11 protein-coding genes are annotated in these 14451 nt (G+C 57.4%); 5 read left to right on the forward strand and 6 right to left on the reverse strand.

Features of this window, described 5'->3' with window-relative positions; translation table 11 throughout:
- Window positions 1–140: 140 nt before the first annotated feature.
- Window positions 141–635: a hypothetical protein gene (locus H6F46_RS13395; protein WP_190355415.1), complete on the forward strand. Its 495-nt coding sequence runs from the start codon at window positions 141–143 to the stop codon at window positions 633–635.
- Between the two features lie 150 nt (window positions 636–785).
- Here the strand turns inward: H6F46_RS13395 and H6F46_RS13400 are convergent, their stop codons facing one another.
- Window positions 786–1421 carry a hypothetical protein gene (locus H6F46_RS13400; RefSeq protein WP_190355414.1) on the reverse strand — a complete coding sequence of 212 codons (636 nt, stop codon included), beginning with the start codon at window positions 1419–1421 and terminating at the stop codon, window positions 786–788.
- Window positions 1422–1630: 209 nt separating this feature from the next.
- Between H6F46_RS13400 and H6F46_RS13405 the strand changes: the two genes are divergently transcribed.
- Complete coding sequence (locus H6F46_RS13405; protein WP_190355413.1) at window positions 1631–1870, forward strand: 2TM domain-containing protein; 240 nt, start codon at window positions 1631–1633, stop codon at window positions 1868–1870.
- An 11-nt stretch (window positions 1871–1881) separates the two neighbouring features.
- A complete protein-coding gene (locus H6F46_RS13410) occupies window positions 1882–3705 on the forward strand; it encodes a hypothetical protein (RefSeq protein WP_190355412.1) in 1824 nt (607 codons plus the stop codon).
- Between the two features lie 18 nt (window positions 3706–3723).
- Here the strand turns inward: H6F46_RS13410 and H6F46_RS13415 are convergent, their stop codons facing one another.
- From H6F46_RS13415 to H6F46_RS13425, 3 genes are all read right to left on the reverse strand, one after another.
- The gene (locus tag H6F46_RS13415) at window positions 3724–4269 is read right to left on the reverse strand and encodes a hypothetical protein (protein WP_190355411.1); all 546 of its coding nucleotides are present in this window, start codon (window positions 4267–4269) and stop codon (window positions 3724–3726) included.
- A 107-nt stretch (window positions 4270–4376) separates the two neighbouring features.
- On the reverse strand, window positions 4377–5300 hold the full coding sequence (locus H6F46_RS13420; RefSeq protein WP_190355410.1) for a tyrosine-type recombinase/integrase: 924 nt from the start codon (window positions 5298–5300) through the stop codon (window positions 4377–4379).
- Window positions 5301–5654: 354 nt separating this feature from the next.
- A complete protein-coding gene (locus tag H6F46_RS13425; protein ID WP_190355409.1) occupies window positions 5655–6314 on the reverse strand; it encodes a LysE family transporter in 660 nt (219 codons plus the stop codon).
- Between the two features lie 194 nt (window positions 6315–6508).
- Between H6F46_RS13425 and H6F46_RS13430 the strand changes: the two genes are divergently transcribed.
- Both H6F46_RS13430 and H6F46_RS13435 read left to right on the forward strand, forming a co-directional pair.
- The gene (locus H6F46_RS13430; protein ID WP_190405012.1) at window positions 6509–6688 is read left to right on the forward strand and encodes a hypothetical protein; all 180 of its coding nucleotides are present in this window, start codon (window positions 6509–6511) and stop codon (window positions 6686–6688) included.
- Between the two features lie 71 nt (window positions 6689–6759).
- Entirely contained in the window at window positions 6760–12030 is a 5271-nt protein-coding gene (locus H6F46_RS13435; protein WP_190355408.1) for a translocation/assembly module TamB domain-containing protein, read from the forward strand.
- Window positions 12031–12075: 45 nt separating this feature from the next.
- On the opposite strand, the gene H6F46_RS13440 is transcribed toward H6F46_RS13435, so the two are convergent.
- Together H6F46_RS13440 and cruG are read right to left on the reverse strand one after the other, a co-directional pair.
- Complete coding sequence (locus H6F46_RS13440) at window positions 12076–13041, reverse strand: Hpt domain-containing protein (protein WP_143473099.1); 966 nt, start codon at window positions 13039–13041, stop codon at window positions 12076–12078.
- Between the two features lie 102 nt (window positions 13042–13143).
- Window positions 13144–14370: a 2'-O-glycosyltransferase CruG gene (gene cruG / locus H6F46_RS13445; protein ID WP_190355407.1), complete on the reverse strand. Its 1227-nt coding sequence runs from the start codon at window positions 14368–14370 to the stop codon at window positions 13144–13146.
- Between the last annotated feature and the right edge of the window lie 81 nt (window positions 14371–14451).

Here is a 14451-nt window from a genome sequence, read left to right on the forward strand (position 1 = left end):
GGCTGAAACCCGCATTTTTTCGTTGAAGTTGTGGATTTTTGTGAAGTCAAGGATTTTGTCCATTTCTTTTCGGGGTGTAGATCGAGTGCATTGCAATCCTTACATCACAAGAGTTAGTTTAGGGCGAGGGCCCCACTTGATTGAAAACCATTTGGGGAGCCAACTGGGTTAGCGAGAACTGGCTTATTTCGCCCTCGGGCAAATACATCTTTCGCGATCAGATTGTTATTGACGGCTGCAAAGTCTGCGGATACCAATTAAGCCTGCTGACAAGGGGGAAGTTAATGATTGACCTGATTGCTTCGATCCTGTTTTCTGTCGAAAGCTCCAAACAACTTCTTCGTTGCGACCTGCGGACGATGACTTATTGGATTCAGCGAAGTGAACGTCACGGAGCTGATTCGGTCAGGATTGACCGTTGTGTTGAGCACGAGAATATTGCCTTGGTTCGATACCGGGCGACCCAGGGAGGGCGGAACGAAATGCGCTATGCATCGTTCTATGCACGAGATAATGCTTCAGGGGAGCGCCGATGGGATCTGCAAGCTACATCCAGCAACTACGAAAGCATCGTCATCAAGCTTCCCGAGTGGGCTGCTCGATACTTTCGTCGCACAATGCCACCGAGTCGTTGAGGAGTTTTGAGCTATGAATACTCAGAAAAACTGGACAGTTGGTGACCAAATCTACTGCCATGCCCCACTCACTGGGGCCACCACTTGATTGAAAACAGACCACCTTCGGGTGGTTTTTTGGGGCCCATTCCGCCTCAAGGATTTCGACCATCAACCCTCCCCGATCGCCCCCTGACTGTGAGCCAAACACCACTGAAAAACCCGATGCAAACAACCCAAAACGATCGGCCAACTCCCGATCGCGTAGGGGGCAGATTCATAAACCTGTTGATCCGGATCTAAGCGATAAAACCGCCAAGTTTCACCATTAGTCACAATGCCAAACACCGGAATTTCTTGACCCACCTGGCGATTGTTCCACAGGCAAGCCGCCATCTCCACCAAACATTGCGCCAACCCCTGCTCAAAATCATCCTTCTTCGCCTCCACAATGCAGAGATAGGGGCGATCCAGATAATCCTTGCGATCGGTCATTAAATAATCCACATTGCCCGTCAGATCATCACTGCTGAGGGCAGCTCCCTTCCAAATTTTCAGCGCCGAATTAGGGTAAAGCGCTTCCTCACAAACCGCATCAATCAACAACTCCTTAGACTTTTCATAGGCACGGAGATCAAACGTTTGTTGCAGTCGATCGAGCCGTTGCAGAAAAAATTGGCTCGGTTCCTTCGGCACAAAATCAATCGCCCAAGGCTTGAGCATCACCAACCCTAAATGTTGATAGGCCTGAGAGAGCGTGAAACTTGAGAAGTTTTGTTTCTTGTTTTGTTTCTTGGATTGCTTCATCGTCCAAACCTCGATCGACCCCTTGCACCAACCATCATTCCATCATCCAGGTTTGGGCAGCGGTGAGAACAGTCCTGATGCCGCCAGGTGATCGCCCCCTCAACCAGTTGCAGCCGACCGTTGATTCACCCCAACCGCGATCGCCCCGGCAGACCATGGCAGAATGAGAACCGGTTTTCCGTCCCAAATCGCAACCCGGTAACTGTCCTATGCCTCCCCGTTGGCCCCGTGAACCCGATCGCACCGATCCTGAATATCGCAAACTCGACGATCGGATGACCTTTGCGACCCACGTGGCGATTTTTGCCGCCAGTAACTCGGGTCTGTGGTTTTTTGAAACCCTGAACCGGGCGAGTGATCCTTGGGCCGTTTGGGTCACCCTGGGCTGGTTGGGAGCCTTGACCCTCCATGGGGTTTATATCTTCGCGATCGCGGACTATTCCGCTTAGATGGGTTGCCCATGACTGCGCTGCTAGAGGCGATCGAACAAGTCCTGGATCATTGGGATCGTCAGCCCTTTGCGCCGGAACCCCTGGCCCAATTGCGGGATCTGCGTCGTCAATTGGCGGAACAGTGGCTGGCCACACCGGACGCAGCCATGGCGACCCAATGGGAAACCGGCCGCGCCGCCCAAGCGGCCCTTTGGGATTGCAACTTGCGCTATGAGGCCTTGACCCCCGAGGAACGCCAGTGGCTGGAGCCGATCGAGCGGGAATTGGCCGCCACTTGGCCAGCTCCCCGCCTCCAAGCGGTTTGGGCGATCGCCCTCTATCAACGAGCCGAAACCTGGTTGCCCGATCTGCATGGGTTGCAACTGCCACCTTGGGCGATCGAACCCTTTTTTGACTATTGCTTGGCTTTTCCCTGCTTTTTTCGAGAATTGGGCGAGGTCGATCGCTATGCCAACTTCACCATCGCCCTGGTGGACTATTTACATGAACAAATTTTCCGCTATCCACAATCGGCACAATGGCAAAAAATCGCCCTGACGTTTAGCAATTTGGCGAACCTTGTCCCGCTTTATTTTTGCGATCGAAATTTGCGATCGACCTTTGCTAAACGGGCCGCAATTTTGGAATTTTCCCTGCGGTTGGCGGGCCATCAGTTGGAATATGATTTTGCACCCCGACCGCCCGATCGCCCCAAAATTCGACTCGGAATTCTGAAAACCAATTATTTATCTCATCCGGAAACCTTCACAACCTTTCCGGTGTTCGAGTGGCTCGATCGCGATCGGTTTGAAGTGATTTTGTATGTCATTGATCGCGATCCAGATCTGCTGCATGCCTATCAACAACGCCGATCGGGAGATGCAATCGTGCCGCTGGTGGGTGATTTAAAACAACAGGTGGCCCGAATTCGGGAAGATGATTTGGATTTGTTGTTGGTGGCCACGATCGTCACCAATTCCCTACATCGGGTGTTGATGATTGGGGCCCATCGGTTGGCGCGAGTGCAAATCCATTCCGTTTCTTCCCCCGTCACCAGCGGCATGACCCATATGGATTACTACCTATCCGGTCAGCTCACGGAAACCGCCAGCGCCGCCGCCCATTATCAGGAAAAATTGCTCTGTGTGTCGGGGCCGGCCCACTGTTTTGACTACTCCTTGGAAGCCACCGAACCGCGATTGGTCATCGATCGGGCCAGTGTGGGGATTTCTGAGGGGGCGATCGCCTTTGTTTCGGGAGCCAATTTATATAAAACTATCCCCGAACAACGGGAAACTTGGGCGAAACTGCTGGCCCAGTTTCCTGATAGTTATCTCTTGCTTTGTCCCTTTGGAGCCAGTTGGAAGCGCAACTATCCCAAGGTGCAATTTTGGCGGCGCTTGCGGGAAACTTTGGCCGCCCACGGGGTCAATCCCGATCGAGCCATTGTGTTTGACCAACTGCCCAGCCGGGCCGATGTGAAAGCGGTGTTGCAACTGGCTGATATCTATCTCGATTCGTTTCCCTTTGGTGGGGCGAATTCCATTGTGGATGCGATCGAGGTGGGGTTGCCGGTGGTGGCCCGCGAAAGCGACTGGTTTCGATCGCGCCAAGGGGCTGCCATTTTGCGCGATGTGGGTTTGGGGGATTGGGTTGCCCGCTCAGAGGCAGATTACCTGGCTCTGGCGGGGCGTTTGGCGGCGGATCCAACCCTGCGGCAATCAATTCGCCAGCACCTGACCCGAGCCTTGGCCCAGCCGCCGCGCTGCCTGGATAGTCGAGCCTACGCGGCCGAGGTGAGCCAGCAGTTGGTGCGGGTGTTGGAACAGTGGCAGGGTGATCGGGTTGAGTGACCGATTTCGTGACCGAACCTAGGGCGAACTTTGGCCGTCGCCGGTCGATCGTTGCATTTGCAGCAGCGACCCGTTGTAAGGGTTCGGCAAGTCCTGTGTCCGAATCCAGGGATCCGACAGGCTTTGGCGTTGCAGCACTTCGTAATACAGGCGGCTGATGTTGCGGCTGTCGGCATTAGTACCCTTTTCAGGGAACGGCAGCCCTAGGATGACTTGCAACTGTCCCCAAATCGTTTGATCGGTGTGGGTTGGGGGGTTGTGGCGATAAAACGTTGCGTCAAAGGCTTGGGGAATGGTGGTGATCGGAATGGCGGCCGATGAACGACTGCCGGGCGTGCCGGTTTGTACCGTGCCGCTGCCCAAGGGGTCGTTTGGCCCCGGCACAATGACCCGATCGCCATAGTCAGCCGACTGGGCCAGGGCGGGGCCCACGCTCAAAACCGTGGCGGCGATCGCCGAGCCGATCACAGTAGCCCAAGTGGTGGTCTTCATTTGCTTTGCTCCTAATCGATCGCAGTCTTGCATCGTGCTCGATCGCTTCTCAGACGGCCGCCCACGAGTCACGGGCCAATGGCTCCAAAGATCAGCCCCATCTTGCCACGGGTTCCCGAAAGGATGCAATGGACGAATGGTTTGCGACGAAGAGTTTGCAGAGTAATGATTCCCAATCCTTAAAGATCCAGATAGCGCCCGGAACTGTCCTGGGGGCGGGCATGGAGATAGCGGCCCGTGGTGGCAATGCTGGCGTGGCCCAGGGTGGCTTGCACCAGGTGAATCGGCGCACCCCGATCGAGGCTGTGGCTGGCGTGGGCGTGGCGCAACCAGTGGGGCGAAACATTGGCCTCAATGCCCACGCGCTGGGCCGCCGATCGCACAATTCGCATCAGTTGCGAGGGATCCAGATGCCCCCCCTTGCGGCTCCGAAAAATCGGGTCTTGGCGATGGGGCAACGGCTCGATCGACTCGCGATAGGCCTGGAGTTCTTGCCAAAGGGTTGGTGGCAGCAACACCGCGCGGGTTTTGTTGCCCTTGCCATAGACCGTCACTTGGCCCCCATCCCCTCGGGGTTGCAAATCTCGCCAACACAGTCCACAAAGCTCACTAGCCCGCACCCCGGCCGCATAGAGCAATCGCAACATTAATCGATTTCGGGGCTGGGGTTCTGCTGCCAGCATTTCTTGCACCTGAGCTTCACTTAAAATCCGCTCCGAAAGGGTGTCTTTCGTGCTGGGGACTTTAAAAGCCACCGCCGGATTGTCGGGAGCCAGGCCCATTTGATGCGCAAACCGCAGCAGGGATTTAATCGCCGCGATCGAGCGGCCCATGCTGCTCGGAGCCAATCGATCGCGCTCCAACTCATCCAAAAACCCCTGCACATCAATGGCGCTCACCTGCTCGATCGGGCAATCCACAAAGGCCAAAAACCGCAGGGCCTCCCGCTGGTAATAGCGACGGGTGTGGCGGCTTTTGCCATGGAGCCACAGGGCCAGGAGCCGCTCATGGGCCGGCGAAAGGGGCAAATCAGGGCGATCGACCCGATCGGCTTCAGGCCGTGAGCCGATCGATTTTCGAGAAGTGCCGCCCAATTTCGCCATGAAACCTTCCCCCCAGAATCTATTTCATAATTATCATAATTGTTTGAAAAGAAGTTTAAATTCTCAAAGCCTATAGCAACCGAATTTTAAGCAAATACAGCCCTTATCTCGATTACTAAGCATAGTGGCCCGTAGGGTGGGCAATGCCCACCGAGCCGTTGCTTCATGGTATCTGTGATATGGCGTGCCAATTATTTTAGGTAAAGGCTGTATCTAGGATATCGAAAAAGTCCAAATTGATCTGCTGTTGATCTGAGTGATGATCACTCAAATCATTCGATTGATCGATAAAAATAAGGGCTACCGATCAATCAAGACAAGGGGCTTAAGCCCCTTGCTCCCAGGTGGTTGAAACTATGATCGAAAAATCACCACCAATCCCACCACAGTCATGATCACTGCCGCCACCCGATTCATCATCACCCCCAGCCGTTGACCAAAACGCAACCTCGCACGACTTGCAAAATAGGCATATCCCAATTTAACGCCACCCACCGCTAACGCCGCAATTGCCATCAAAATTAGAATATCCAAGGTTGTCAATTGCTTCAAATTAACAAATGCTGGCAAGAACCCTAAATAAAACAAAACAGCCTTTTGATCACCCAAAGTAATCGCTAAGCCAGTGATGAAATGCCCCCAGTTGGATGGCTGCACAGAAATAGTTTTAGTGGGTTCCAATTCCTCCATCTCACTCAAGGAGTCATGGTGAATAGTCGATCGCCCCGTTGAACGCCACAACAAACAGCTGATCGTCACCAAATAAGCGCCGCCCAAATACCGAATGATGGCGAAAGCACTGCCTAGCGATTCAACCAACAGAGTCAACCCAAAAACCGCCAGCAAAATCAACAATAAATCCCCCAAAACAATGCCCAGCGTTGTCCAAACACCTGGCCGGAATCCCCCTTGAGCCGCTGCCGCCACCACTGTGAACACGCTAACGCTGGGTAATGTGGCTAGGATCGTCATTGCTCCAAAGAGTGCAACCAGGTTAGTCCATTCAAGATTCATTTAAAACACCAGACTTATTGAGCAAATTTAAAAATTGATTTAGTGATTTAATTTGTTTAATAAAATTCTAAATTAATAAATTACTTAAAATAATATTTTTATGAATTACTTAAGCCACTCAGGATTTACCCTTATTGCACCAACTGTAACGCAAACAGGCGCGATCGCCCCCGCAAGCCAGCCCAGCAGCAACCATGATCATGATTGTGGCCTATAAATTGCGATACAAAACCACAAAGCTAAACCATAAGGCTAAACGCGCCGATCGCCCCGTTGCGCCCAACCAAGGCCAGCCCTCGATCGCCAATCAAGACCCCATGGGCAATCCAGAACTTGGAACAGTCAACAAGACCAGCGAAATGAGTCGTCTATGATATGCACAATCGTGCAGCGGGGCTGATGGCTAGCTCGCACGGGGTGAGGAGTTGCACCGGGTTTCAGAGCTATGCAGTCGCCAGGAAATTTGCCCGATCGGGAGCCGGATCAGCCCTCCGAGCTTGAGCCATCCCTCCCCGGATCGCGCCGTCCCCAAAGGAATCGAAGATCCCTGTGGCGTTGGGTGGGACGGGCGGCCGTTTTGGGGTCGATCGGGCTGGTGGCCGGGGGGCTGGGGTTTGGTTGGTATTGGCTGCACTATCGATTTTCGGATTTTTTGTCCGCAGCCCTCAGCGATGCCCTGATGCGGCCGGTGAAGGTGGGGCCCCTGACGGGATTGTCCTTGGGCGGGCTGACCTTTGGGGAATCAGCCCTGTTGCCCACCGCGCAGGATCCTGACCAGGCGAAGGCCGGTGCGGTTGAGGCCAGGTTTGATTTTTGGTCGATCGCCCAGTTGCCTAATTTGCTGGGCGATCGTGTCATCCCGATCGCGATTACCTTTCGGGATCCGTCGGTGTATGTGGAGCAAACCAACGACGGCAATTTATTTGAAGTGCGCTTGAAGTCGGGCCCTAAGCCGCCCTTTGAGCTGCGTCCCAGTCGTTTTGAGTTCCAAAATGCCCAGGTGACCTTGGTGCCTGCGCCTGCCTTGGTGAATCGGCCCCGGCGATCGACCCCGCCGTTGCCCGTGAAGATTGTGGCTTCCGGTTCGGCGGATTTGGGGCAGTGGCGTGCTGGCCAGCCGGAATTGGCGCGGTTTTCGGTGTTGGGAACCGTGGGGCAAGTGCGGCCCGGACAGTTTGACCTCAAAGGAGAGTTCAAAATTCCGACCCAGGAGTTGGCGGTGCGATCGCGCCTGCAAAACCTGGATGTGACCGGATTGGCCCAGGCCATGCCCGCTCCGATGACGATCGAGCGGGGACGGGTGGATGGGGTGGCCGATGGGCGATATCAATTGGGGAAAAGCATTCCGGCGCTTCAGGGCACGCTGCAACTGCGAGATTGGCGCATCACCAGCCCCCTCGTGCCCAAGCCCATGGCCCTGGCCACGGGCCGGTTGCGGTTGCGGGGGGCCGTTGTGACGCTGGATCAGGCCCAAGGTCAATATGGATCCTTGCAGGCGATCGCGAATGGGCCGGTGGATTTTTCGGGAACGGTGTTGAATCTGCAAAATCCCCTCAAAACCACCCTGGAGGCTCAATATGATGTGACGTTGCGGGCGGAGGCGTTGCGGCCGGCGGATCTGGCAACCACGCTCGATCAGACCTTGCCTCTCCCGATCGTGGGGCCGGTGGAGGTGAATGCCAGGCTACGGGGAACGCTCGATCGCCCGCAAATTACCGGCAATTTCGTCTCGGTGGGTGGCTTACGGGTCGATCGCCTGGCCTTTCGGCGCGTTCAAGGCAATTTCTCCGCGATCGGCCAAGAATCGGAACCGCCCAAAAATTCGCCCCTTCGCCTGTTTGAAAATTGGCAAAGTCGGTTAGTGCGGGCCTTTCCCCTGGCGGCCCAGCTCGATCAGCTGCGCGTTGAACCAACGGCCGGGGGTGCAATCAACGCCGATGGTTCGGCCCGTCTGTTGGCGAATGGGGCCTTGGATCGGTTGGGCATCGATCGGCTGTCGGCCGATTGGCGGGTTCAGGATTTGCCCCTGGTCCCGATCGCCCAAGCCTATGGCCTGAATTTACCCCAGGATCCGGGGCCGGTCTCTGTCACGGGGCGATCGCGCGGCAACCTAACCGCGCTGGACACGGAGGCCCGCACGGAACTGCTGGGCGGGCAAATCACAACGGCGGTGCAACTGCGTGATCGGGCTTGGGCCGGCTCGGCTCGGCTGCAAAATCTGCAAGTGGGGCGGGTGATTCCGCAACTCTCGGGCCAATTGACCGCCACAGCCCAAGCTCGGGGCACTTTAGATCGCCCCTTGACGGGTTTGGCTGTCCAGGCGGCGGGCAACTTGCAAAATTTGGCCGGTGGCAAGCTGGATTGGGCCGCCCAGGCCACGGGCGATCGCTGGCAATTGCAAACCCAATTGGCGGGCATTCAGTTGGCGCGGATTGTGCCCCAAGCCACCGGACAACTCAGCAGCCAGGTCACGGCCCAAGGAACCGTGGCCGGCCTGTTGGCCCGCAATCCTGCTTCGATCGCAGCCCAAGTGACGGGGCAACTGAGGCCGGGCGATCGCTCCAGTTTGTTAACCGTTGCCCAAGCCAACTACCTCAACCAACGGCTGCCGATCGACTTTGCGGCCCGTTGGGATGGGCAAGCGATTCGGCTCGATCGGGCTGTGGGGCCTGGGTTGCGGGCGGCAGGGTCTTTGTTTCCCAGCATTCCCCCACAACTGGCCGGCTTGCCCACCCTCCGCCATTTGGATTTGCAAGTGGCGGTGCAAAACGTCAATTTGGAACCCCTGCCCGGTTTGGTTCCTAATCTAATTCCGGCCGGGGTGCGGGATGCGTTTCGCGATCGGCCCCTGCTGGCGGGGCGGGCGAATTTTACCGGCCAGATTAATGGCCCTCTAGCTGGTTTACGGGCGATCGGGACGGCCAACTTGGTGGGGTTGGAAGCGGCGGGCGCAAACTTTAACCTGCTGATGAGTGGGCCCGTGGACGTGAGCTTGCATCGGGGATTGTCGATCGACCTGCGGGGCGAGTCCGATCGCCTGGCCCTGCGGCTCGATCGACAATTTCTACCCACCGGCTTAGATCTGCAATGGCAAGGGGCCACCGCCACCGGCCGCCGCCAAGGGCGAGATTTTTTGGCCGAGCTAGCGAATTTGCAATTGGAGCGGTTGCGTTGGCCCGCGGCCCTCACGGAACCGGCCGGCATTCCCCGAGGGACGATCGCCGCCCGAGCACGCCTGAACCTCGATCGCTTCACCGCCCAGGGGCAAATCAGCGCCGAACAACCGGGCGTGGGAGTGGCCTTTGGCGATCGATTCACCGGCCTGTTTGGGTATGCCAACAACCGCGCCGTACTGACCGATGGCAAATTGACCCAAGGAAACAGTGAATATCTGGTGGGGGCGGAGTTGGTGGTGGCCGCTGACCCGCGCTTCAAGGGCCAGGTACAAGCCCGCAACGGCAAGCTGGAAACCCTGATTCGGATCCTGCAACTAACGGATTTTGAATCCGCAGCCCAATGGGCCAAAAACCTGCGGCCGCCCACCTATGCCGCTGCTGCCCAGGTGGCTCCCTTAGCCGTGGAAATGGCTGACCAACCCCTTTCCCAACAACTGCGGAAGCTAGCGGAAATCAAGGCCCTGCTGAACCAGTCGATCGCCGATCGCTGCAATGCCAGCCCGATCGCCAATCTCGATCGAATCCGGGGCGGATTTGGGGCCAATCTCACCTTCAATGGCAGCGTGCAAACGGGCATTGCCGCCAAGTTCAATCTCTCGGGTCGCGACTGGAGTTGGTTACCGGAAGAGGCCTGTAGCCTGGCTCAAGTGGCCCTGAATGCGGATCAGGTGGATATTCGCGGCGACTTCCAAGACAACACCCTCACCCTGGCCCCCTTGGAATTTCGCCGCAACGATATCCTGTTGGCCTTTGCGGGGCAAATTGGCAAAACCCAATCGGGTCAATTTCAGCTCACCAACTTTCCCGCCGAATCCCTGGAAAATATTCCCCAAGTCCGTGAACTTTACGGCCGCACCGGTTTGCCCCGCCTCAGTGGCCGGGTGAATATCACGGCGGCCCTGGCCGGCACGATCGACGATCCAAGGGCCGTGGGGCAGGTGGTGCTCAACAGCGGCAAGCTGAACAACACCCCGATCGAAACGGCCACCAGCAACTTTAGCTATGCCCAAGCGCGGCTGAATTTCAGCAGTGCCGTGGCGGTGCAAGGCAGCCAAGACAAAGACCCGATCGCGATCACCGGCAGCATTCCCCAAAAGTTGCCCTTCGCCAAGGTGGAACCGGATAACGACAGCCTGCGCCTGAATGCCGAATTGGAAGATAAGGAATTGGGGTTGGCGAGCTTGCTGATTCCACAATTTCAATGGCTGGGCGGCCAGGGGCGCGTGCGGCTGAGTGTGGGCGGAACCTTGGCCCAACCCCAGGCCACCGGAGAGGCCCAGTTTGCCAACGCGGCGATCGGGTTGCAGGGTCTCTCCCAAACCATCACCAACATCAACGGCCAGGCCACCTTCACGGGCGATCGGCTGGTGGTGAACGGCATCAACGGAGCCTTTGGCCAGGGACAAATTCGCCTAGCGGGCATCTTGCCCATTGCCGACACCAAAGCCCTAGGGCCCAATGATTCCCCCCTGAACGTGGCTTTGGATCAATTGCAGCTTAATGTGCGGGATCTCTACGAAGGAGGCGTGAACGGCCAAATCAGCATCACGGGCACGGCTCTCAAGCCGATCGTCGGCGGCAGCCTGGGCCTGGTCAATGGTCGGGTGATCTTGCCCACGGATCCGGCGGCCCTGATGGCCAGCACGCCCAATGCCGCCACGGTGGGGATCACCCCGCGCTTCCAAAACCTGCAAGTGAACTTGGGCCGGGGTTTGCAAATTTTGAAATTGCCTGTCCTGAATTTCCTGGCGGAGGGGGGATTGGAGCTGAACGGAACCTTGGCCGATCCACGTCCCAGTGGCCGCATTCGACTGCAACGGGGCTTGATTAACCTGTTCACAACGCAATTTACCCTGGAGCGCGGCGAACCTCAATTTGCGGAATTTCGCCCCCGATCGGGTCTGGATCCTTACCTGGATGTGAAGATGGTGGCCTTTGTGCCCGACTCCAGCCGCAACCCCCTGCAAACGGACAATACCAGCGGCTTCAACCCCGCCGAAATTCGAGAAAGTGTGGTTGGATCCATGGGTTCCGCTCGCACCGTTCGGATCAAGGCCACCGTCCAAGGTCGCGCCAGCCAACTGCTCGATCAAATTCGCCTTACCAGTCGGCCCGCCCGCAGCGAGGCGCAAATTTTGGCCCTGATTGGTGGCAGCCTAATCAACACCTTTGACGATCGCAGTGGTGGGGCCGTGGTGCTGGCTAACTTGGCCGGCGCTGGGTTGCTCAACAACATTCAAACCAACATTGCCAGCGCGATCGGGCTGACGGATTTTCGGATTTATCCCACCACCGTCACCGCCCGGCCCCGGGGCGACAACAACCGGAACGATCGAGCCACCGCCCTGGGTCTCGGCATTGAAGCGGGCATTGACCTGAATAACAATCTCTCCGTTTCGATCGCTCAGATCATCTCGGAAATTAACAACACCACCCGCCTCAATCTGGACTATCGCCTCAACGACGACACCGTAATTCGCGGCTCCACAGACTTTGCGGGCGAGTCGCGTCTTTCGGTGCAATTCGAGCGCCGTTTTTAGGGGGCTAGTTCACCCTTGATTAACCCCCAGCATCTTGCAGCGCACCTAGCGAGCTGCCGCCGCCAAATAGCGGGCAATTTCCATCAATTGATCCTTGGGGAACGTGGAAATCAGAATCCGAGCAGCACCCTTGGGATCCCGAGGAATGCTGACTTGGCCATTGGCCGGGGCTGGGGCCGGAGTAGCGGCCGGAGCGGCTGGGGTCGCGGCGGGAGCGGCCGCAGCGGCTGCGGCGGCCGGTGGAGCAAATTTTTGGAGTTCGGGGCCCAGGGTGATGCTGTGGCCTTTGCCCCCAGCCATTAACTCAGTGGCCTGTTTCAGATCCCGCACCACGATCGGGGCGATCGCATTGAAGGGCACTTTGGGATGGGCGATCGCCCGGCGGGTGGCTTGGATCAGGGTTTGCCAAGTGGCATAGCCATCACCCAATTGCAGCAGCTTTTGACAGAGGCGATCGAGCTGTGCGCGCAACTCCGGCGTGGCCGGTTGCTTAAACAGCACCACCATTTGCTTCAGCGCTTCCATCACCAACGGGCCAAAATTGGCCGGCAGGGGTTTAGCCGCTGGGGCAGGCGCTGGGGCAGGTGTTTCCGGTTCGCCCGCCGCCCGCTTCTTAATTCGTTCGTATAGGGCTTCTAGGGATGGGCGCAGACTGTCCACCGCCGGAACGGCCTGCTCATCGTTGTAAGTGCCACCCTCCAGGGCCCGGGTCAATTTCTCCAAAAGGGCGACACCGTTTGCGAAATCTTGCTGATCTCTGTTATCTAACTTGATAGGGTTTTCGCGCAGGAACTTAAAACAGTTTTCAAGCAACAAAGCTAGGTGGCGCATTCCCTCAAAGCCAAGCATGGCCGCACTGCCCTTGATGGTGTGGGCGGCTCGGTAGATGGTGTTGCACTCCTCATATTCTTCGATGACTGCTTGCAAGTTCCCCAGGGCCGCCTGCATCGCCTCCAGATGCTCATTGGCTTCCATGATGAAGTACTTGACAACTTGTTCGTTACCACTCACGGGCGGCACTCCTCGCGACGACAGGACGGAAGCAGCGGCCGGGCTAGGATTCAGGGCAATCAAAAGGGGGGCAAAACCCCTGGAAGATGTGATGCCGCTGAACTAGCCCGCGTTGGTTGGCACGGCTGGGGAATAGCTACGCCCGCGCCACTGCGTCGGCGTTTGCACCGATGATAGCCCAATTCTCAGGGCGGCCAAGGGATCCGCCAAGGGCGACAGAAAGAAAAGCCAGGGAAGCTTTGCGCCGCTGAGGTTATAGGACGGTGCGATCGCCCAATTTAAGGCAAATCGGATGAGCAACAGTGCCAGATTCAGGCCCCAGGCGGCGGTTACCAACCAGGAAGCACTGGCACAGGCCGGCTCGAATAATAACAATACCAAGGGTAAGGGCAAGCCCTGCACTGCTAACAAAAAGAGACAATCCCCCAGGGTTTGGGCCCGGGGGCTGGCATCCTTAAGATCGAGCGATCGGCCCCACTCTTTCCAGGTTTCGGCGGCCCCTTCATACATGCGCACCTCGATCAGCTTGCCCCCATCCAAAAAGCCCACCTTCATGCCCTGGGCCGCCGCCGCCCGCGCCAGGGTCACATCATCACAAAAAGACCCCCGAGCGCTGCTGTAGCCGCCCAAGTCCACGAGCCGATCGCGCCGCACCAAAAAGCATTGACCATTGGCCATGGTGCGAGTGGGCCCCCCGATCGAGCTGCCCGCCGGCCCAAACCGATACACCAGCGTCATCAACAGGGCCGGTTGCAAAATCAGCTCACCGGGCGTTTGCAGCAAAAAGCGCGGCGAAAAAGAAACCAGATCATAGCCCCCCGCTTCGGCCGCCGCGATCGCCGCCGACACCAAGCCCGCCTTGGGCCGAGTATCCGCATCAATCCCCAAAATCCAACGGCTTTGTTCGTTGCTGTGGCGAAATCCTGTGTGCAACGCCCAGGGCCGCCCCACCCAATCTCCCGGCAAGGGATCATCCGGCAACAATCGCAGGCGGGGATCTTGGCGACCGGCGGCCTTCACCAGTTCCGGCGTGCCATCGGTGGAGTCGCTGTCAATCACCAAAATTTCCCGCACTTCGTAGCCCTGAAGCCCCAAGCCCGTTAGGCAGGGCCCCAGCCTAGCCGCCTCGTTCAGGGTGGGCACCAGGATGCTGACGGAACCGAGCTGGTCGTGGGTGGTGTCCCTGGGTTGCAGAGGCTGTTGGCGACCGGGGCCTTGCATTAACCGAGCCAACAAAATGGCAACGGCCGGAAGCTGCACCAATAACAACCCAAGGGCGATCGCCCCCCAAACTACCGCTCCGGTCTCAGTTTCCGCTCCGGTCACCATGCTGCTGTTCTCCAGTGGGATTGATCGCAAAGGGCGATCGAAATAAGGCGCAATACTAAAGCGCAATGCAGGGCACAATGC

The organism is Limnothrix sp. FACHB-1083 (assembly GCF_014696485.1).
In the GTDB taxonomy this organism is placed as follows: domain Bacteria; phylum Cyanobacteriota; class Cyanobacteriia; order CACIAM-69d; family CACIAM-69d; genus CACIAM-69d.

Excerpts from the sequence above, each read along its gene's own strand:
- H6F46_RS13400 (WP_190355414.1), bottom strand. The coding sequence starts at position 1,421 with ATGAAGCAATCCAAGAAACAAAACAAGAAACAAAACTTCTCAAGTTTC.
- H6F46_RS13405 (WP_190355413.1), top strand. The coding sequence starts at position 1,631 with ATGCCTCCCCGTTGGCCCCGTGAACCCGATCGCACCGATCCTGAATAT.
- H6F46_RS13410 (WP_190355412.1), top strand. The coding sequence starts at position 1,882 with ATGACTGCGCTGCTAGAGGCGATCGAACAAGTCCTGGATCATTGGGAT.
- H6F46_RS13420 (WP_190355410.1), bottom strand. The coding sequence starts at position 5,300 with ATGGCGAAATTGGGCGGCACTTCTCGAAAATCGATCGGCTCACGGCCT.
- H6F46_RS13425 (WP_190355409.1), bottom strand. The coding sequence starts at position 6,314 with ATGAATCTTGAATGGACTAACCTGGTTGCACTCTTTGGAGCAATGACG.
- H6F46_RS13430 (WP_190405012.1), top strand. The coding sequence starts at position 6,509 with ATGATCATGATTGTGGCCTATAAATTGCGATACAAAACCACAAAGCTA.
- H6F46_RS13435 (WP_190355408.1), top strand. The coding sequence starts at position 6,760 with ATGCAGTCGCCAGGAAATTTGCCCGATCGGGAGCCGGATCAGCCCTCC.
- cruG (WP_190355407.1), bottom strand. The coding sequence starts at position 14,370 with ATGGTGACCGGAGCGGAAACTGAGACCGGAGCGGTAGTTTGGGGGGCG.